General features: G+C 65.4%; 22 protein-coding genes. 6 read left to right on the top strand and 16 right to left on the bottom strand.

Annotated elements, in window-relative coordinates:
• Window positions 1–102 precede the first annotated feature (102 nt).
• A complete protein-coding gene (locus PI87_RS07865) occupies window positions 103–939 on the top strand; it encodes a bifunctional allantoicase/(S)-ureidoglycine aminohydrolase (protein ID WP_039597162.1) in 837 nt (278 codons plus the stop codon).
• Between the two features lie 76 nt (window positions 940–1015).
• Here the strand turns inward: PI87_RS07865 and tam are convergent, their stop codons facing one another.
• On the bottom strand, window positions 1016–1795 hold the full coding sequence (gene tam, locus PI87_RS07870) for a trans-aconitate 2-methyltransferase (RefSeq protein ID WP_039597163.1): 780 nt from the start codon (window positions 1793–1795) through the stop codon (window positions 1016–1018).
• Between the two features lie 104 nt (window positions 1796–1899).
• Between tam and PI87_RS07875 the strand changes: the two genes are divergently transcribed.
• Window positions 1900–2799, top strand: a complete 900-nt coding sequence (locus PI87_RS07875) for a LysR family transcriptional regulator (RefSeq protein WP_039597164.1) — start codon at window positions 1900–1902, stop codon at window positions 2797–2799.
• A gap of 64 nt (window positions 2800–2863) precedes the next feature.
• Here the strand turns inward: PI87_RS07875 and PI87_RS07880 are convergent, their stop codons facing one another.
• The 5 genes from PI87_RS07880 to PI87_RS29015 all read right to left on the bottom strand — a co-directional run bounded on the left by PI87_RS07880 (window position 2864) and on the right by PI87_RS29015 (window position 7313).
• On the bottom strand, window positions 2864–3235 hold the full coding sequence (locus tag PI87_RS07880) for a hypothetical protein (protein ID WP_039597165.1): 372 nt from the start codon (window positions 3233–3235) through the stop codon (window positions 2864–2866).
• A gap of 225 nt (window positions 3236–3460) precedes the next feature.
• A complete protein-coding gene (locus tag PI87_RS07885) occupies window positions 3461–3922 on the bottom strand; it encodes a chromate resistance protein ChrB domain-containing protein (protein WP_039597370.1) in 462 nt (153 codons plus the stop codon).
• A 20-nt stretch (window positions 3923–3942) separates the two neighbouring features.
• A complete protein-coding gene (locus PI87_RS07890; RefSeq protein WP_039597166.1) occupies window positions 3943–5115 on the bottom strand; it encodes a chromate transporter in 1173 nt (390 codons plus the stop codon).
• 20 nt (window positions 5116–5135) lie between these two features.
• Window positions 5136–6098: a chromate resistance protein ChrB domain-containing protein gene (locus PI87_RS29010; protein WP_039597167.1), complete on the bottom strand. Its 963-nt coding sequence runs from the start codon at window positions 6096–6098 to the stop codon at window positions 5136–5138.
• Window positions 6099–6197: 99 nt separating this feature from the next.
• Window positions 6198–7313, bottom strand: coding sequence for a nickel/cobalt efflux protein RcnA (locus PI87_RS29015; protein WP_039597168.1), 1116 nt, complete (start codon window positions 7311–7313; stop codon window positions 6198–6200).
• 100 nt (window positions 7314–7413) lie between these two features.
• Between PI87_RS29015 and PI87_RS07905 the strand changes: the two genes are divergently transcribed.
• Both PI87_RS07905 and PI87_RS07910 read left to right on the top strand, forming a co-directional pair.
• Window positions 7414–7686, top strand: a complete 273-nt coding sequence (locus PI87_RS07905; RefSeq protein WP_039597169.1) for a metal/formaldehyde-sensitive transcriptional repressor — start codon at window positions 7414–7416, stop codon at window positions 7684–7686.
• 381 nt (window positions 7687–8067) lie between these two features.
• Complete coding sequence (locus PI87_RS07910) at window positions 8068–8925, top strand: DMT family transporter (protein ID WP_039597170.1); 858 nt, start codon at window positions 8068–8070, stop codon at window positions 8923–8925.
• A gap of 37 nt (window positions 8926–8962) precedes the next feature.
• On the opposite strand, the gene PI87_RS07915 is transcribed toward PI87_RS07910, so the two are convergent.
• The 5 genes from PI87_RS07915 to PI87_RS07935 form a co-directional block, all read right to left on the bottom strand.
• Entirely contained in the window at window positions 8963–9787 is an 825-nt protein-coding gene (locus PI87_RS07915) for a CPBP family intramembrane glutamic endopeptidase (protein ID WP_039597171.1), read from the bottom strand.
• Between the two features lie 87 nt (window positions 9788–9874).
• Entirely contained in the window at window positions 9875–11239 is a 1365-nt protein-coding gene (locus tag PI87_RS07920) for a sensor histidine kinase (protein WP_052321447.1), read from the bottom strand.
• Window positions 11215–11880 carry a response regulator transcription factor gene (locus PI87_RS07925; RefSeq protein ID WP_039597173.1) on the bottom strand — a complete coding sequence of 222 codons (666 nt, stop codon included), beginning with the start codon at window positions 11878–11880 and terminating at the stop codon, window positions 11215–11217. Before PI87_RS07925 ends, PI87_RS07920 begins: the two co-directional genes overlap by 25 nt.
• Window positions 11881–11898: 18 nt before the next feature.
• Window positions 11899–12663 carry a COG4705 family protein gene (locus PI87_RS07930; protein WP_039597174.1) on the bottom strand — a complete coding sequence of 255 codons (765 nt, stop codon included), beginning with the start codon at window positions 12661–12663 and terminating at the stop codon, window positions 11899–11901.
• A gap of 10 nt (window positions 12664–12673) precedes the next feature.
• On the bottom strand, window positions 12674–13459 hold the full coding sequence (locus PI87_RS07935; RefSeq protein ID WP_039597175.1) for a COG4705 family protein: 786 nt from the start codon (window positions 13457–13459) through the stop codon (window positions 12674–12676).
• 164 nt (window positions 13460–13623) lie between these two features.
• Here PI87_RS07935 and PI87_RS07940 point away from each other — a divergent pair, with 164 nt between their 5' ends.
• Window positions 13624–14253: a DUF1963 domain-containing protein gene (locus PI87_RS07940; protein ID WP_039597176.1), complete on the top strand. Its 630-nt coding sequence runs from the start codon at window positions 13624–13626 to the stop codon at window positions 14251–14253.
• A gap of 17 nt (window positions 14254–14270) precedes the next feature.
• On the opposite strand, the gene PI87_RS07945 is transcribed toward PI87_RS07940, so the two are convergent.
• The 5 genes from PI87_RS07945 to PI87_RS07965 all read right to left on the bottom strand — a co-directional run bounded on the left by PI87_RS07945 (window position 14271) and on the right by PI87_RS07965 (window position 18291).
• Window positions 14271–14672: a hypothetical protein gene (locus tag PI87_RS07945; protein ID WP_039597177.1), complete on the bottom strand. Its 402-nt coding sequence runs from the start codon at window positions 14670–14672 to the stop codon at window positions 14271–14273.
• Window positions 14673–14757: 85 nt separating this feature from the next.
• Window positions 14758–16077: an NAD(P)/FAD-dependent oxidoreductase gene (locus PI87_RS07950; RefSeq protein WP_039597178.1), complete on the bottom strand. Its 1320-nt coding sequence runs from the start codon at window positions 16075–16077 to the stop codon at window positions 14758–14760.
• Complete coding sequence (locus tag PI87_RS07955; protein WP_039597179.1) at window positions 16074–16835, bottom strand: amino acid ABC transporter ATP-binding protein; 762 nt, start codon at window positions 16833–16835, stop codon at window positions 16074–16076. The genes PI87_RS07950 and PI87_RS07955 overlap by 4 nt, the downstream gene beginning before the upstream one ends.
• Complete coding sequence (gene ehuD, locus PI87_RS07960) at window positions 16832–17503, bottom strand: ectoine/hydroxyectoine ABC transporter permease subunit EhuD (protein WP_039597180.1); 672 nt, start codon at window positions 17501–17503, stop codon at window positions 16832–16834. The genes PI87_RS07955 and ehuD overlap by 4 nt, the downstream gene beginning before the upstream one ends.
• Before the next feature lie 20 nt (window positions 17504–17523).
• On the bottom strand, window positions 17524–18291 hold the full coding sequence (locus PI87_RS07965) for an ABC transporter substrate-binding protein (protein ID WP_039597181.1): 768 nt from the start codon (window positions 18289–18291) through the stop codon (window positions 17524–17526).
• A gap of 194 nt (window positions 18292–18485) precedes the next feature.
• Between PI87_RS07965 and PI87_RS07970 the strand changes: the two genes are divergently transcribed.
• On the top strand, window positions 18486–19283 hold the full coding sequence (locus PI87_RS07970; protein WP_039597182.1) for an IclR family transcriptional regulator: 798 nt from the start codon (window positions 18486–18488) through the stop codon (window positions 19281–19283).
• Window positions 19284–19314: the final 31 nt, after the last annotated feature.

Raw genomic sequence — 19314 nt, forward strand, 5'->3', positions numbered from 1 at the left:
GGTCGATTGTTATCGACTTCGCTATCGTCAACGCCGCCCGCGTACGAACCGCCCGATGCTGTTTGCGCCCGGGGCCGGACCAACCCATTGCCTGGATGCAGTATGTCTAAAACAACGTATTACGCGCCGCATGGCGGCCACCCGCCGCAGACTGATCTGCTGACGGATCGCGCGATGTTCACCGAGGCGTACGCGGTGATCCCCAAGGGTGTGATGCGCGACATCGTCACGAGCCACCTGCCCTTCTGGGACAACATGCGCATGTGGGTGATCGCTCGCCCGCTGTCCGGCTTTGCCGAGACCTTCTCCCAGTACATCGTCGAGCTGGCCCCCAAGGGCGGCAGCGACAAGCCGGAGCAGGACGTCAACGCCGAGGCCGTGCTGTTCATCGTCGAAGGTGAGCTGACCCTGACCCTGCAAGGCCAGGTCCACAACATGCAGCCGGGTGGCTACGCCTTCATTCCGCCGGGCGCCGACTACAAGGTGCGCAACACTTCCGGCCAGCACACCCGCTTCCATTGGATCCGCAAGCACTACCAGAAGGTCGACGGCGTACCGCTGCCGGACGCCTTCGTGACCAACGAGCAGGACATCCAGCCGCTGGTGATGCCGGATACCGAAGGACGCTGGAGCACCACCCGCTTCGTTGACATGAGCGACATGCGTCATGACATGCACGTCAACATCGTCAACTTCGAGCCGGGCGGCGTGATTCCGTTTGCGGAAACGCATGTCATGGAGCACGGCCTGTACGTACTGGAAGGCAAGGCTGTCTATCGCCTGAACCAGGACTGGGTCGAGGTGGAAGCAGGCGACTTCATGTGGCTGCGCGCGTTCTGCCCGCAGGCCTGCTATTCGGGTGGCCCTAGCCGCTTCCGCTACCTGCTGTACAAGGATGTGAACCGTCACATGCCCCTGACCCTGAACTCGCCGCGCTAAGCGCTTCGCAGGTCAGGCAAAAAAAGCCCGCCGGTGTATGCCGACGGGCTTTTTCCATTGGAGCGCTGGTGTTTGCTTACTTGCGTGTTGCCACGATGAACAGGCGCGGGAACGGCAGCAGCACCGTGCCATCGCCGAGTGCCGGATAGGCCTTGGCGATCTCTTCGCGATAGCGCGTGAGGAAGGCGCCCCGCTCGTCGTCGTTCAACGCGGCCAGGAACGGCCGCAGCCCGGTGCCCTTGAGCCACTCCACCACTGCATCTGCACCGCCGCGCAGCGGGTGGTAGTACGTGGTGCGCCACACATCCACGCGCGAGCACAGCGGCGACAGCAGCGCGTAATAGCGGCGCGGGTCGAACCGCTCGGTGCGCTCCACACCCTTGAGCTTTGTCGCCCACGGGCCAGCGGCGGCCACCTCGCGCATCAGGCGGTGCGTGGGTTCGTCCAGGTTATCGGGCATCTGCACCGCAAGATGACCGCCCTTCGTCAGCTTGCTGATCAGCTTTGGAAGCAGCGTGTCGTGCGCGGGCAGCCATTGCAGCACGGCGTTCGCGAGAATCAGATCGTATGCACTGGGCGCATCCCACGTGGCAATGTCGGCGACCTCAAAGCGCACGTCGGGCAAGCGCTTGCGTGCGGCGTCGATCATGTCGGGCGAGGTGTCGAAGCCTTGGATTGCCGCGCCGGGTGCGCGCGCGATCAGCGCCTCGGTCGAATTGCCCGGCCCGCAGCCGATGTCGATGGCACTGTGGATGGGCGTTTGCGGCACGGCAGCCAGCAAGTCCCTGGCTGGCCGTGTGCGTTCTTCTTCAAACTGAACGTACTGGGTCGCGCTCCAGTCGTGTTGTGTCGTCATCGTGCTTCTCCTGCCGTGGTTGCTGTCGATGAGGAGAATTCTGTGGCCCTCAAGGGGATCAGTAAAATGAATTCATTGTTCCCATTGATTCACTTATCTGATTGATGAAGATCGATACGCTGGGCGTGCAGGCCTTTGTAGCGATTGCGGAGTGCGGCAGCTTCACGCAGGCGGCCGATACGCTGCATGTGACGCAGACGGCGATCACGCAACGGCTGCGCAAGCTGGAGGCGTTCCTGGGCGTAGCGCTGGTGGAGCGCACCACGCGCCGGACGGAACTCACGGAGATCGGGCGGCGCTTCCTGCCGCAGGCGCGCCGGTTGTTGAGCGAGTTGTCCGATGCGCTGACGGAAATTCGCGAGACGGGTTTGAGCCAGCGTGGGGACATCACGATTGCCTGCGTGCCGACGGTGGGCGTGCAGTATCTGCCGCGCATCCTGCGGGCGTTCTCGGCGCACCGGCCGCATGACCGGGTGAAGATTCTCGATCACGCGTCCGCATCCGTGCTGCAGGCGGTGCTGCGACGCGAGGCGGAATTTGGCATCAGCATCGCAGGCGACCAGCATCCTGAGTTGACCAGCGTGCCGCTCACAAACGACCCGTACGTGCTGATCTGTCGCGACGATCATCCGCTCGCCAAGCGACGCCGCATCCGCTGGGAGGCACTGCAACCACATCCCCTGATCTTTGCCGGCGAGGTGAGCGGCAATCGCAGCCTGCTCGAAGGCGCGCTCAAGAACAGTGGAGTGACGTTGCATTCGTTCTACGAGGTCCAGCGCAGCTCAACGGCGCTCGGGCTTGTGGCGGAAGGACTGGGCGCGGCGGTGGTGCCGCGGCTCGCGATCCAGAAGAACGCGTACCCGATGATCCGCACGATTGAACTGGTGGAGCCGGAGGTGTCGCGCACGCTGGTGCTCGTGACGCGCAGGGCGGCGCAGTTGTCGCCTGCGGCGCGTGCGCTCTACGACATGATTGTCGAGGAAGGCGCGACGCTGGCGCGTTGATGGGTGATGACGGATGAGAAGGGCTACCGGTGCAGGTGAGCCCTTCTTACGCCAGCAGCACGGCTCATGCGCGTGCGCCTTGCGGGGTGCTGGGGTAGGTGGAATCACGGTTCCAGGCAAGCACGCCACGTGTGTCAGTGCGTTGCTGGTCAGCGCCTTGCGCATACGGGTCGAAGCGGTCGCGCCTCCACGACAGATAGCCGTAGGTGTCGGCCTGACGATCTGCACCTTGTGTGAACGGATCAGCCTTGTCTTGCTTGTGCCCTTGCGTGTAGGCATCCACCTTGTCCAGGCGGCTTTGTCCTTGCGTATAGGGATCGACGCTGCGTGCGGCTGCGGCGGGTTGCGCCGCGAACAGTGCGGCGGAGGCCGTCAGCGTGGCCAGCAGGGCGAGCGACAGGCGGCGGGTACGTGCAGAAGAACGGGTGGTGTGCATGATGAACTCCTCATTGAATGAGCGTGCGCCATCGGTAGATGGCCGTGCGACGGATCGCTTGCCGGTGGCATCGACCTCCCCTGTTGGTCGCGGCATCGATGCAAACCTGACACGGCTTCCATGAGAAATTTTTCGCGCCCGCCGGTACTTGCTGATACGCAGGTCGTGCGGCAGTGGATGCAGCATGGCGCGAACGTGTGTCCCGCACGCCCAAGCCACCCCATTTCACGCCGGCATCTGCGGCGGCCAGTTGTGGGTTTCCGCTTGGCAGTGCTTGCACCAGGCATAGAGCGCGTCGTACATCACCAGACCGTGTTCGAGCATGACGTGGTCATCGGAAAACACGTGCGACAGGCCCAGCGAGATCGCGTAGAGTCCGTTGGACTGCGGTGTCAGATCCAGCCGCGAGGTATCCGCGCCGCGCACGATGCGAGCGAGTTGTTGCAGGGCCGGATCGTTGCCGAGGCGGTATTGATCGAGAAACGCATCGAAGCTGCACAGCTCACCCACATGCGTGAGCGCCACACCGGGAATGTCGTACGGGATGGCGCCGGTTTCGTTGGCCACGCGCAGTACATCGCCGGCCGGCACGTAGAGGAAGTCGGGTGTCTCGTCGATGAAGCGGGCGATCAGCCACGGGCAGGCGATGCGATCAATCTTGGGGCGCTCGCGCGTGATCCATTGCATGGCAACCTCCATGTCAGCGATCAGTGATGCAGCAGCGGATAGATCGCCAGGCCGATCAGTGCCGCGCCCGCCACGATCATCGGCTCCGAGAGCTTCTTGAACTTCACCAGCAGCACGATGGTCGCCAGCGCCAGCAAGACCGTTGGCACATCGACAATCGATCGCTTGGCCAGCACGATCACTGCCCCCGTGATGGCGCCCACCGCTGCGGCCGTCACGCCATCGACAAATGCCAGGATCGCCGGCAGCTTGCCGTACTTCTTGAAGTACGGCGCCGGCAGGATGGTGAACAGGTAGCACGGCAGGAAGGTGCCGGCCGCCGCCACGCAAGCACCGGGAAACCCCGCGATCAGGTAGCCGATGAAGCCCACCGTGATCACAACCGGGCCCGGCGTGATCATTGCCACGGCCACCGCATCGACAAACTGTTTCTCATTGAGCCAATGATGTTCGGTGACCACGCCGCCGTAGAGGAACGGCACGATGGCCAGCCCCGAGCCGAACACGAACGCACCCGCCTTGGCGAAGAACACACCGATCTGCGACAGCAGCGGCCAGTCGATCATGCTCAGGATGCTGCTGCCTGCAGCAATCGGCGCTGCCGCCAGAGCGTTCACCTTGCCCTGGCGCACCCACTTGGGCGGTGCGCGCCAGAACAACACGAGCACCCCGGCTGCCAGGAACAGCCACGCCACCTCCGATTCGGTGATGACCGTCACTGCCGCCAGCACCAGATAGATGGCCCATAGCAACCGATCCTTGCCGACGCTCTTGGTGGTGAGCTTGCGCGCGCTGATGGCGATGATGCCGATCACGCAGGCGCCTACGCCGTAGAACACGGCCTGCATCCACACGAGCCCACCAAAGCGCACATAGGCCCAGCCCAGCGCTACCACCATCAGGAACGAGGGCAGCACGAACAGGATGCCGACCAGCGTGGCGCCCAGGATGCGGTAATGGACATAGCCGAGATAGATCGCCAGTTGCGCAGCGAGTGGCCCCGGCGCCAGTTGTGCAAGTGCCAGGCCTTCCTTGTAATCGGCTTCAGTGATCCACTGGCGCGCATCCACCAGGTCGCGGCGCATATAGCCGGCCAGCGCAACCGGCCCGCCAAAACCCAGTGCACCGAGCCGCACGAAGTACAGCACCAGTTGCCACAGCGTGTAGGTGGGGCGTTCGTTGGCAGCGCTCATGTCGGGTGCCTGCAGAGTGGTTACGGTTTCCGGCTGCCGGAGAAATGGACGTACAGCGAATCGAGCACGGTGCCGATGTCCGCCAGCAACGCATCGTCGTCGGCCAGCCGCTTGCGGGCACCGGCCAGAATGGCTTCAAAGCCGCCGGCTTCGGGGGGCGTCGATCCGCCCACGTCCAGCGCATGCACCATGGCGCCGAGCCGCGCGAGCCCGTGGTTGTCATCCAGGCCAAAGCTGGTGAGCAGGACCTCGAACGACACACGCCCGTCGACGTGCGTAAAGGTCGCACCGTCGTAGTCGAAGCCCAGCGCATCGGCGGGGCAATCAGCGGGGTTTCCTAGCCAGAGGAAGCGCGCGTGCGGATCGATGAAGCGTTGGATCAGCCACGCGCTCGCCACCCGGTCTACCCACAGGTGTCGGCGCGTCGCCCATACGCGGCCCTGGTATTGCGCCGGGTCACGCCGTGGGATGTTGCCCGAGGTGGCATGTGGCTCGCCGGGTGACTGGGTGGCTTCGACAGCGGCCGCGAAATCGCGCCATTGCGCCGCCGCGCGCACGGCGGCTTCATTGGGAAAGAAGTCGATCTGGCGGATGGCTTCGTAGGTGCGTGCATGGCGCCGCCGCAGACGGTTGCGTTCTGCCGCAGGCAGGTCGGGAAGCGTCTCGCGGGCTTTTGACAGTTCGGTCAGCCAGTCCGTGTAGTCGGGCGTGCGGTCGAACAGGGCGCGGTATGCGTCGTTGTCTGCGGCCTCATCGGCTTGCACGCGCAGCAGCCAGGCCTGGCCGTCCTCCTGCAGCGCCTCGTCGGCCAAGTTGCGTAGTTGCGTCGCCTGCTCCGCATGCGCGGGCAGCAGGTACGCCCCATCGCGCAAGGCGGCGCAGCCTAGCGCCTTGACGGCGCGCCAGATGCGCATGCGGGCGGTGGCGCCGGCCGTCGGCAGGCTGACGATCAGCAGGAGCCAGGAATGGGAGGAAGCGGTCATGACGGCAGCATAGGTGCCGGTAATGACCGCTGCAATGCTGTAGAGATCGCTACAGAGAATGAGTGCCCTGTCCCCCGGCGCAGCGGGAGACGCGTGTACTTACGTCAACTGCATCACCCCCTGCACCCCCTGCCAGCCCACATACAGACCAACGAGCGCGATCAACCCACCCGAGAAATACGGCGCCTTGCGCGCGAACTCACCAAAGCCGCTCCAGCGCCGCGACACGTGCTTCACGCTCAATGCTGCGAGCGCGCCTGAGGCCACCATCGTCAAGGCCAGGCCGATGCTGAAGCACAGCACCAGCGCCGCACCCAGGGTGACCTTCTTGAGCTGCAGGCACAGCAGCAGCACGGTAATGGATGCTGGGCATGGCACCAGCCCGCCGGTCAGGCCGAACATGATGATCTGGCCAGTGGTCACGTCGCGATTGGCGAAGCGGCGGCGGATGTCGTTGGCATGCGCGCGCTCGTGCGCATCTTGATAGTCACCGGAAGACACATCCAACCCACCGTGGTCATGCGCGGCATGCGCGTGGTCGTGCTCGACGAACTCGACGTCATAGTCATGCCGATGGTGCGCATGCCCAAGGGACAGGCGTGCCGTGAAGGCATGCGGCTCGGGAATGGTCTGCTCCGACTCCAGAAAACCATCGCGCTGCACGAAGCTGAAGGCTTGCTGGCTGCCGTCGGGCCGTTCGGTCACCACCTCCACTTGGTCGGCTGACCAGGCGTGGCCGTGCGTGCCCTCGCGCGTCAGCCGGAAGCGCGGCGGTACGCCATCTTCGAACACCTCCAGCCGAACGATGCCGTGGCCGGTGTCGATACGGTTGACCTCGTCATGGCCGTGATCGTGGTCATGGTCGTGCTCTGCGCGGGTGCTGCGCCATGTACGCCACATCATCCACCCCGCCACCGCGACGATCAGCACAGCCGACGCCACCTGGAAGTACGGCTCGGTCGTCTCCGGATTCCAGTTGCGGCCGAAGTACAGCCCCGCCATCGCCACCGCCCACACCACCGCGGTGTGCGACACCGTGGCCGACAGTCCCAGCAGCACCGCTTGCGAGAGCGTGCCCCGGATGGCGACGATGAACGCCGCCATCATCGTCTTGGAGTGCCCCGGCTCCAGGCCATGCAAGGCGCCAAGCAGGATGGCGCTGGGGACGAACAGCCAGGCATTGCCTTGCTGCAGAAGGGTGGCAAACGCGGTCATAGGGGCAGCCGGTGGTGAATTCGATTGGACGAACTATACTCCCCCCCAGTATATTGATGCTACCCTTTCGCGTCATTCAAACCACCCCAACCTCCGATTCATGGCCCATACCATCCGCGACAAAGCCAAGCTGCTGGCGCGCGTACGGCGCATCCAGGGGCAGGCGACTGCGCTGGAAAAACAACTCGCCGAGGAGGGGGATTGCACGGCCATCCTGCAGCAGATCGCGGCCATTCGCGGCGCGGTCAACGGGTTGATGGCGGCTGTCCTCGAAGGCCACCTGATGGATCACGTGGTCAAGGAGCCCACCGAGGCGCAGCGTCAGGAGGACTTTGACGCCGTGATGCAGGTGATCAAGTCGTACCTGAAGTAACGCGCACAGCGCTGCCTGATGCGGCTTGCGTTGCACCTGCAACCTCGCTAACCTGCTGCAACGCCATCGGCAAATTCTGATTCTTCGAATCCTCGTCTTCATGCCCCGACTTCCCGCCACCCTCCTCGCTGCCGGCCAACGCGCCCGCATGGAAGACGTGTGCGTGCAACCTGGGCCCTTCCCTCCGCTTTCCCCACCTGCGGCCCCTCCGGGCCAGGGCATGGTCGGCGCTCCGCCGCCGTGCCTGTTCGCTCGCGGCTGATTTCCGGCCGCTTCGTTTCCGGTTGACCTGATTCAGGCTCGGGCTTGTGCCCGAGGCGGGCGTGCGCGTTCGCGCCGCGCACACCGGAACCCGACATTCCTTTTCGACAGGTGAGTGGTATGCGTTCCATACAAGCCGCGCTGGCAGGGTCCGGCGCGACGGTGTTGTTCGTGCTGCTGTGGAGCAGCGGTGCAATTTTTGCGGAGATCGGGGTGCAGCATGTCCCGGCGTTCGCGTTTCTGGTGGGGCGGTTTGCGCTGGCCTCTCTGGTGCTGGCGGGGTTGGGACTCTGGCGCGGGCGCTGGTGGCCCGTACCGGGCTCGCGGTTGAAGGTGGCGGGCACCGGTGCGTTGCTCACCGGCGGCTATTCGATCTGCTATCTGCTCTCGCTCGACCATGGGCTCACACCGGGGCTGCTGGCCACGGTGCTCGGCGTGCAGCCGGTGCTGACCTTGTTGGCAACAGAACGGGCGTGGTCCATGCGGCGCATGGCGGGGCTCGTGCTGGCGTTGGGCGGGCTGGCGCTGGTTGTGGGCGGCGCCAATGCGCAGCAAGTGCCGATGGCTGGTCTCGCCTATGCGCTGGCCTCGCTCGCCAGCATGACAGTGGGCGCGATCTGGCAGAAGCGCCTGGGTCAGGCCCCCATTGACGTGCTACCGCTGCAGAACGCGGTGAGCCTGGTGCTGTGCACCGGCTTCGCCCTCACCCAACCGACCGCGTTCGTGCCCAGCGTGCCCGGCATCGCCGCGTTGCTGTGGATGGGCGTGGTGATGTCAGTGGGTGCGCAACTGCTGTTCTACCGGCTCATGCAACGCGGCAACCTCGTCAACGTGACGAGCCTGTTCTACCTCGTGCCGGTGGTGACCGCGCTGCTCGATGATGTGGTGCTCGGCCATCGCCTGTCGGTGGTGGCGATGGCGGGGATGGGGATGATTCTGTTGGGGTTGGCGGTGGTGTTTCGCGCCGCACAGCGGTAACGGCTGAGGTGCGGGCCGCTCGCAGCAGGCGGCCCGCTCAGGCTTGTGGCTCAGCGTCTGGCGCCGCACGGGGAGCGATGAGCTTGTAGAGCAGCCACGCACCGGCGCTGCCGCTGATGAGCGCAAACACACACCACGGTAGCGAGAGGCTGGGCGCCGTCAGCCATTCTCCTGGCGCAGATTGGTAGGCCAAGATTGTGCAACCCGTGTTGTAGAACCCGTGCACCAGAATGCACGGCAGCAGCGACCGCGTACGCTCATAGAGCTTGCCCAGGAGCAGGCCGGTCAGGAACGCGCCCACAAACTGATACACGTTCAGATGCGCCAGCCCGAACACCGCTGCCGAGTGCACGATGGCGACCCCGGAGGGGTACTGTTGCAGAAAGCTGCGCAGGATGACGCCGCGAAACAGCATCTCTTCGACGATGGGCGCAACCAGGCACACCAGCACGATCGAACCTAGCCCGCTGGTGACCATGCGTTGCATGCTGTCGCTCATCGACTGGCTCATCGGAAAGAAGTGCACTACCACGATCTGCACCAGCGACTCGATCAGCAACAGCCCCGGTGTCAGCAGCAGGATCGGCGCGGTCAACAAGCCCAGCGTGGCGCCCCACGAGTGCGCACTCTCATGAAAGAGCTCGCGGTAGGTGCGTTTGGCGTGGTGCAGCAGCACGGTGAAGACCAGCCCGCAAGCCAGCACGCGCCCGATGCTCTGAATGGCGACGGGCTCAAGCCCCGCGTCTCGGCCGAACTTCCAAATGATCGCATCCATGACGTACTCCAGGAAATAGAGCACCAGGATGATGAGGAACGCTTCCAGCAGATTCGGAAAGTGATAGCGGTGCTGTGTGGGCGGCATCTGGGCGATGGGGCAAACGGCAGGCTGGAAAGCCGCCGATCATCGCACGAGGTGCTTGCCGTGGCATGACTGCCGAAGTGGGGTGTGCTATCGCGCCAACGGCAGCCGCACCGTCACCCGCAGCCCACCCGTGACGCTGCTCGCGTCTTCCAGCACCACCTCCCCACCCAGCCGCTGCACCACCGTGCTGACAATCGACAGCCCGAGCCCCGAGCCAGTCGCCTCATTGCCCAGCACACGGTAGAACGGGTCGAACACGCGTGTGCGTTCCTCGGCGGGGATGCCGGGGCCGCTGTCCTGCACGGCAATCGAGACCACACGTGCCGCGGTCGCGATCGACAGGTCGATACTGCCGCCGACCGGCGTGTAGCGGATGGCGTTGTCCACCAGGTTGCGCACCACGACAAAGAGGTCGAGTTCGTTGGCATGCACGTGGGCATCGGCCTCGGTAGTGACGCCCAGGTCCAGCCGCTTGGCTTCGGCCAGCGGCATCAGATCTTCGAGCACGCTGCGGAAGATGCGCTGGACCGAGACCGTGCTCTCCGGCACACCGGTAGCCTCCTGCGCGCGGGCCAGCGTGAGCAACTGTTCAAGCAACCCGCGGCTGCGCTCGATGCCTTGGCGCAGCGTGGCCAGACGTTCATGCGCGTCGGCAGACATGGAGGCCTGTCCCAGCCGTTCGGCCTGCAACGACAGCGCAGTGAGCGGCGTGCGCAGCTCGTGCGCGGCATCGGCCACGAAGCGGTGCTGCGCTTCCATCGATTGCCCCACGCGCGCCAGCAGCCGGTTGATGGCGACCACGAAGGGGCGAACCTCCTCGGGTACAGCCTCGGGCGCAATGGCGTGCAGTTGGCGCTCGTCGCGCTGGTCCACCTCATGTGCAAGGCGCTTGATGGGTGCGAACATTTTGCGCAGCACGTCGGCCACGGCCAGCAGCAGGATCGGCGCGAGGATCAGGAACGGCATCAGCGTGCGGATGGCGCTGTCGCGTGCGGTCTCGTCGCGCACGGCGGTTTCCTGCGCCACGGCAATGCGCTGGCCGTCGGACAGCGTGCGTACCCACACGCGGTAGTCGCGCTTGCCGGCACGCGCGGTCTGCATGCCGTCGACCAATGTGGGTGGGAACGCCAGGCGCGGTGCGGGTGTGCCGGGTGCCACCGTGCCGTCAGGGCCCGGCAGCAGTTGCACGATCACGCGCGCTTCCTGATCGGAAACGGGCGGTGCGTTTTCAGGATTCGTAGGTGGCGCGGGCAGATGCTCGGGGTCGAACATCGCGCCCACCTGGCGCAGCACGTCGTCCTGCAGTTCATGCGCCTCGCTAAAGGCGGAGACGAACGCAAAGCCACCCGCCAGCACGGCCACGCCGATGATGATGATCGACAACCACAGCGACAGCCGTCGCTGCACGGACGTTGCCGAGTCGGCCCTCATCCACCCTTGGACACCATCCATCCCACGCCCCTGATGTTCTTGATGGCCTCCGCGCCGAGCTTCTTGCGCAGCGCATGGATGAGGAATTCGACCGCGTTGCTCGCCACCTCATGGCCCCAGCCGTAGATCCGCTCTTCCAGCTCGGTGCGCGAGAGGATGGCGCCCGGGCGCAGCATGAGCGCCTGCAGCAGTGCGAACTCGCGTGCCGACAGGCGCACCGGTTCGCCATCGCCCATGCGGGCCTCGTGCGCGGCCGGGTCGAGCGTGAGCCTGCCGTTGGTCAGCACCGGGCTGGCGGCCCCGCCCTTGCGGCGCAGCACCGCGCGCATGCGGGCGAGCAGTTCGACCATTTCGAAGGGCTTGAGGATGTAGTCATCCGCGCCGCCGTCCAGGCCGCGCACGCGCTCGTTCACGGCATCCCGTGCGGTCAGGATCAGCACCGGCACCGGGTTGTCGCGGGCACGCAGCGCACTGAGCACGGCGTGGCCATCCTTGCCCGGCAGGCCGAGGTCGAGCAGCAGCACGTCGTAGTGTTGATGCGCGGCCACGTCCAGCGCGGTCTGGCCGTTGCGCACCCAGTCCACCGCATAGGCGGCGTCGCGCAGCGCGGCATCCACGGCCGCGCCGATCATTGGGTCGTCTTCAACGAGGAGGACTCGCATTCAGGTTCTGGTGATGGCTCAAGCCGATTGCATGGCACCGCGCCGCGCCTGCCAGCTCGTATAGCCGATGGTGAAGAGCAGGATCGCCAGCAGCACCGCCGATGCGCCCGCCGTGCCCAGGTTCATGCCGCCCGCGCTGATGGGCTTGGTCAGCAGATCACCGCCCGTGGCGCCCAGCGGCCGTGTCAGCACAAAGGCCATCCAGAACAGCGCCACGCGCGAGATGCCGGTCAGATAATACGCCGCCACGATCAGCGCGATCACGCCGGCAATGAGCAGCGCCCCACCCGCAAAACCCAGCCCCGACGAATCCGCCAGGAAGTCGCCCAACGCCGTCCCCAGCGTGTTGGACACCAGGATGGCGCCCCAGTACAGCAGCTCCTGCTTGCCGGTGCGCACCTGCGCGATCGACAGCGATTTCTGCGTGAGCTTCCAGTACACGAGCACCGCGCACAGCAGGCTGGCCAGGATGGTCGAGCCCGTGGCATAGCCCAGGCCTAGCGTGCGGTCCATGAAGTCCGATAGCGTGGTGCCGGCGGTACTGGTCGAGAGGATCACGCCCCAGTACAGCAGCGGGTGATACGCCTTGCTGCGCAACTGCGCGCCCAGCGTGACGAGGAAGATGCCGATCAGCAGGACGGAGCTGGCGGCATAGCCCACCTTGAGCGTCATCGACAGCAGGTCGCCGGCGGTTTCGCCCAGGGTGGTGGCGCAGATCTTCATGATCCAGAACGCCAGCGTGATCTCGGGCAGTTTGCTGGGGAGGGTGCGGGAGGTGGTCATGCGGGTGTCCTTACGAGGCTGAAGAGTCATGTGCGGGGTCCGTTGTCGAGTGCTCAAGCGCCGACAGGTAGGCGACAAGCCCCACGACCACCGCCAGGAACAGCGCGTTGACGGCGCCCGTGCTCAGGCCCAGGCCGCCGTTGGCTTCCGGCTGGGCGAGCAGGTCGCGGCAGGCGGCGCCCAGCGGGCGCGTCATCACAAAGGCCCACCAGAACGTGGGCGCGATGCCCGCGCCAAAGCCGAAGCGTGCCATGGCCGCCGCCGCCACCAGCACACCAAAACCCAGTGCCGATTGCGCGTAGCCCAGGCGCAGGCTTTCAATCAGCCAGTCGCCGCATGCGGTGCCCAGCGCAAAGGCCAGCAGCACCACCAGCCAGTAGAAGCGCTCACGCGCGGGGGTGTCGACGGCATCCAGGGCGAGCGTGCCCGCGCGGCGGTGCCAGAACGCCAGCGTCGCCAGCAGCGCCACAGACAACACCACTGTCGACACACTCGGTGGCAAGCCTGCGCGCGCCGTCAGCAGATCGACGGCGAGCGCGCCGAACACGCTCGCCAGCAGCACCGTGATCCAGTACAGCCACGGCAGGTAACGGTGCGCGCGAAGCTGCCCACTCAATGCCGCCGCAAACAGCGCGCCCATGACGACGGTCGTGCCGCCCAGCCCGAACTGCCAGCCGAGGTTGAGTGCACCGGCTGCAGCTGCGCCCACCGTGGTGGACATCATCTTGATGATCCAGAACAGCGCGGTGACTTCGGGCACCTTGTTGCGCCGGCCAGGGTGTGATGCGGCGTCCATATGGAATACGGGGATGGGGGGATTCCACCGCAGTCTGCCTAGCCAGACTTAGATGCCCCATAGGCCGTTGCAAGCGTCAGTGCCACCGCGTCACAATCCGTCCGGCACAATACCGGCCGACTTGGCTGGCCCGTCTTCCTTTATTCCTTCAGAGAGGAGTTGCCATGGTGACGCTGCTCTTGCATGCCCCCGCGCCCGACGAACACGCCGCGCAGACCCGCTTTGGCGGGCTCCCGCTGGTGCCGGCCGACGCGCCGTTCACGTGGCCCTGCTGCGCTACGTGTGAACAACCGATGCAGTTTCAGGGGCAGATCGGCGTGGAGGCCACGGCCGACCGCCCAGCCGGGTTGCTGTTGGTGTTCATGTGCCAGAACGACCCCGGCTGCTGTGACGAGTGGGATGCCAACGAAGGCGGCAACTTCGCCCTGTTCGTGCCGGCCGGGCCGCTCACCCTGGCTGAGCCGCCTGCAACCGGCCTGACCCTGCGCGAAACCACCAATGGTGCGCGCACGCAGGAGCAAGATGCGGAAGACTACGAAACCGCCCGGCGCCAATGGTGTGAGCACACCGGCCAACCGGGCCGCCAGGTGCTGGGCCAACTGCACGGCGCACCGTCCTGGCTGCAAGCCGATGAGACCCCAGCCTGCCCAGCTTGCGGTGCCCCCATGCACTTGGCCGCGCAGCTAGAGGAAGGGCCCGACGCACACACGGCGATGAACTTTGGCGGCGGCTGTGCCTACCTCTTCCAATGCGCGCACCACGCGGGGCAGGTGAAGTTTTTGTGGCAGTGCTGACGCGTTAGCGCAAGCGCCTACTGGGTCAGCCGGCGCAGCTTCCACTCTCCGCTGGGCTGCTTGCACAGCCAGGCCGTCCACTGCTCCTTGCTGGAGCCGCGCGTCAGTTCACTCTGCAGGCGGCGGCACGATTGGCCGGCATCGGTCTTGCTCTCCAGCGGCGTGATGGTGGCTTCGATGGCGGGTTGCCTGCCCTTGGCGGGCCACGTCCATTGCGCGGGCGTGTTGTCAGCGGTGTTGGCCAGCGCACTGCCGATGGCCTTGGTGAACGACCTCACCTCCGTCTCGCTCATCGACCCGATGATGGTGCTGGCCAGCACGTTGCGGAAATACGCGAATGACGGTGTGGTGGCGGCGAGCAGCGCTGCACCCGCGAGGGCAAGTGCAAGACGGCGGGAAGGAAACGGGCGACGGGGCATGGCGCGTCCTCAGGATGTGACGAAAGGGTGCCTTCATCCTAGACCATGCCGCATCGGTCAGTGGTGGCCGCCGCCAGTCAATCCTTCAGCCGCCCAGCTTGTCCAGCAGGCTGTACCACGCCACGCCCGCCGCAATGTAGAAGCGCTGCAGCCCGTGCAATGGGATCGAGGTGATGGGCGACACGGGATACGGAAACACCTCTTTGCTGCCTGTCAGCCGTGCGGCGATGTGCTGGCCCAGGCTGGTGCACAGCGCAATGCCGCGCCCGTTGCAGCCAAGCGCCATCGTCACGCCCGGTGCGGGTTCGTGGATGTGCGGCATGAAGTCTCGCGTGATGGCGATGCGGCCTGCCCAGCGGTACTCGTACTCCAGCGGCCCGAACTGCGGAAACAGCAGCTCCAGTGAGCGTTCGAGGTGTGCAAAATCCTGCGCGCCACGCGGCTCGGTGAAGAAGCCGCGCCCACCCATGAGCAGGCGCCCAGCCGCATCTTTGCGGAAATACAGCAGCAGCCGTTGCGAGGTGGAGGCTGTCTCGCCGCGCGCCAGAATGGCTTGCGCATCCGCCGTTTTGAGCGGCTTGGTCGCGACGATGAAGCTGTTGGCGGACAGCACTGTCTGTGCCAGTCCGGGCCACAGCGGGCCGGTGTAACCGTTGGTGCCGATCACCACGCGCTGCGCGCGCACCAGGGCGCCTGTGCTGGTGGTGGCGATCCACTGCGTGCCCTGTCGCTCCAGCGCGGTAACGGCGGTGTGCCCGTGCACGGCCGCGCCCGCTTGCTGGGCGGCGTGCACCAGACCGCGCGCATACGCCATCGGCTGGATCGCGCCTGCACGGCCGTCGAGCCATGCGCCCGCAAACGCTTCGGTGCCGACACGTTTTGCGACAGTGGCGCGGTCCAGCACCTCCACCGGCACACCGCGCTTTTCCCATTGCCGTGCACGCGCATGCAGCGCCGGCACGGCCTTGTCCGAATAGGAGAGCTGCAGCCACCCCGCGCGCACCGGCTGGCAATCGATGCGGTGCCGCTTGATCAGGTCGAACACCAGATCGGCCGAGCGCGAGACGGTATCGATCAACACCTCCGCACGTGCGGCACCAAACAAGCTCACCAGTTCATCCGGGTCGTGCTTGAGCGTCGGGTTGACCTGCCCGCCGTTGCGCCCGGAAGCACCCCAGCCGGGGTCGTTGGCGTCCAGCACGGTGACGTTGGTGCCGCGCTCGGCCAGATGCAGTGCGGTCGAGAGCCCGGTATAGCCACCACCGATGACGAGCACATCCGTCGTGATCGATTCCATCAACGGTGGCGTGGGCGGCGCGGCCGGTGCCGTGGCCGCCCACAGCGATGGCGGCAGTGGCTCGCCGCCGAACGTGGCTGAAGCGATGTCGAGTTGCGGCTGCGTCATGGCACGAGGTCTCCGGTGGGCACATCCGCGGGTTTGTGCAGCACGCGGCGCAGAAAGTCTTGCGTGCGTGGCTGACGCGGCGCGCCCAGCACCTGCGCAGATGGCCCTTCCTCGACGATGGTGCCGCTGTGCAGGAAGCACACGCGGTCAGCCACCTCACGCGCAAAGCCCATCTCGTGCGTGACGACAATCATCGTCATGCCTTCGCGGGCGAGTGCGCGCATCACCTCCAGCACGTCGCCGACGAGTTCGGGGTCGAGCGCAGACGTGGGCTCGTCGAACAGCATCGCCTCGGGCTCCATCGCCAGCGCGCGGGCAATCGCCACGCGCTGCTGCTGCCCACCGGATAGCTGGTTTGGAAACGCCTGCGCCTTGGCGGCCAAGCCCACCTTGTCCAGCAACGCCATCGCCTTCGCACGCGCGGCTTCGGGGCGTTCACCCTTCACGTAGACCGGGCCTTCCATCACGTTTTCCAGCACGCTGCGGTGCGGGAACAGGTTGAAACGCTGGAACACCATGCCCATGCGGCTGCGCAGCGTGTGGATGGTCTTGCTGTTGCGGTCAACGCGTTCACCAAAGGCACGGATGTCACCGCCGTCGTACGACTCCAGGCCGTTGATGCAGCGCAGGACAGTCGACTTGCCCGAGCCCGACGGGCCGATCAGGCAGACGACCTCGCCCTTGTCCACATGCAGGCTCACGCCGCGCAGCACGTGGTGGTCCCCAAAGTGTTTCTGCAGATCGCGGATCTCGATCATCGCTTGGCCCTCCCAGCGCCTAGGCGGTGCTCAAGCCGGCGCAGGCAGTACACCAGCGGTAGGCTCATTAGCAGATACAGCAGCGCCACCAGCGTGTAGACCGTCATGTTCTGGAACGTGGACGAGGCAATGAGCTGCCCCGCACGCGTCATCTCCGCCACCGTGATGGTGGACACCAGCGACGAATCCTTGAGCATCATCACCAGCGTGTTGCCGTACGGCGGCAGCGCAATGCGAAACGCCTGCGGCAGGATCACGCGCCGCATGATGAGCGCACCGCGCATACCCATCGCCTCGGCGGCTTCACGCTGGCCCGGGTCCACTGCTTCGATGCCGGCGCGGAAGTTCTCGGCCTGGTAGGCGGAATACGCAATGCCCAGCCCGATCACGCCTGCCTGAAACGCGGTGAGCTGAATGCCGATGTCCGGCAGCACGAAGTAGATGTAGAAGAGCTGCACGATGATCGGCAGCCCGCGAATGATGTTGACGATGGTCGCACCGGCCGTGGACACAGCCTTGATGGGCGACAACCGCATCAGCGCCAGGGCCAGCCCGATCACGCTGCTGAGCAGGAACGACAGCACGGTCACCTCCACCGTGACTACCGCCCCCTTCAGCAGGATCGGCAGGAACTCCTGCGCGTGTTCAATGAACGTTGCAACACTCATGGCGCATCACCCGTGCGGACTCAGATGCCCCACTTCTTCACGATGGCGTCCAGCGTGCCGTCCGCCTTGATCTTGGCGATGGCCTTGTTGATGCGGTTGAGCGTTTCGGTATCGCCCTTGCGCACCACCAGGCACACGTCGCCCACGTTGGCAGGTTTGTAGTTGGGCGCGAGTTTCACGCCCTCAAAGGTCTTCTGGCGGATCTGGTACGCGATGATGGGTTGGTCGCCCAGACCGGCCTTGATGCGGCCCAGTGCCAGGTCGCGTGTCATGTCGGCCACCGAGTCGTAGCTGCGCACCTCTTTGAAGATGCCCTTCTTGTTGAGCATGTCGAGGAACACCGTGCCCACCTGTGCGCCCACCACCTCGCCCTTCAGGTCATCGAGCGTGGCGTAGGTCTTGGCGTCGTCGGCCTTGACGATCAGGCCTTCACCGTACGAGTACACCGGGTCGGAAAAGTCCACCACCTGCGCGCGCGCCGGCGTCTTCAGCATCGCTGCCGAGATGATGTCGATCTTGCTCGACGTGAGCGACGGAATGAGCGCCGAGAACACCGTCTGCTGCACGTTCACGTTGAAGCCGCCCGCCTTGCCCACCGCCGTGACGGTGTCGACCATCATCCCCTGGATGGAGTTGGTCTTCACGTCGAGGAAGGTGAACGGCACGCCGGTGGCCGTCGCACCCACGTTGTAGGTGGGCGTGCTTCCCCCCTGCGCCCAAGCGAATGAAGCGGTGCCGAGCATGCACAAGGCCAGTGCAGCGCGACGGAAGGTGGTGACAACAGACATGGCAATCCTCCAGGCAACGGAAAAAGACGCACCCCGAACGCGCATGCACGGGGACTGGCTCAACGTGATGCAATGCTTGTGCCAATATTCGAACGTATCGAATCGATGGTTAACTATGGAAAACCACTAATCGACGCATGTGAATCGATATGCGATTCTTTGAGCGTTGATTTGCCACTAGATCGCCACTTGTCATGACTGACGCCGCTGATTCCACCGACGCTCCCGATCTGCTGTTCAACCAGTCGCTGGAGAAAGGGCTGGCCGTGCTGGGCGCCTTCAACGCGCAGCGCCGCACCATGACGATTGCCGAGGTGGCCGCCGCTGCGGGTATCAACAAAAGCTCGGCGCAGCGCATGGTCTACACGCTCGAACAGCTCGGCTACCTGCGCAAGCACCCGCAAACGCGGCGCTACCAGCTCACCCCCGCGGTCATGAAGATCGGCTTCAACTACCTGGCCGCCGACACGCTCATCGACGTGGCCAATCCGTTCCTGGCCGAACTCACCAAGATGACCACCGAAACCTCGTGCCTGACCGAGCCCGATCAGGACGAGATGGTGTATGTGGCCCGCTTTGTGAGCGCGCATTTCGTGCCCGTACACATGCCCATCGGCAGCCGTATCCCGATGTACTGCACGGCATCGGGCCGTGCTTACCTGAGCGCGTTGCCGATGCCCGAAGCGCAGGCCATCGTTGAGGCCTCGCAGCGTGTTGAGCACACCATGCACACCCGCACCGATGTGGCCGACATCATGGAAACGCTGCGCCAAGCGCGCCAGCGCGGCTACGCCGTCAACTGCGAAGAGCTGTTCCTCGGCGACATGACCATCGCCGCGCCCATCGTCAGCAGCAACGGGCGCGCGCTCGGGGCGATTCACCTCGTCGCCCCCACCGGGCGATGGACCGCGGAAGAGATGGAGACCAAGCTCGGCCCCGCGCTGCTGCAATGTGCGCGGGCGATCAGTACCTCGGTGCGGGCGTTGGGGTGAGGCGGGCTCTGCGCCCGCGCGTAAAGCCCGG

This window comes from Ralstonia sp. A12 (assembly GCF_000801955.1).
In the GTDB taxonomy this organism is placed as follows: domain Bacteria; phylum Pseudomonadota; class Gammaproteobacteria; order Burkholderiales; family Burkholderiaceae; genus Ralstonia.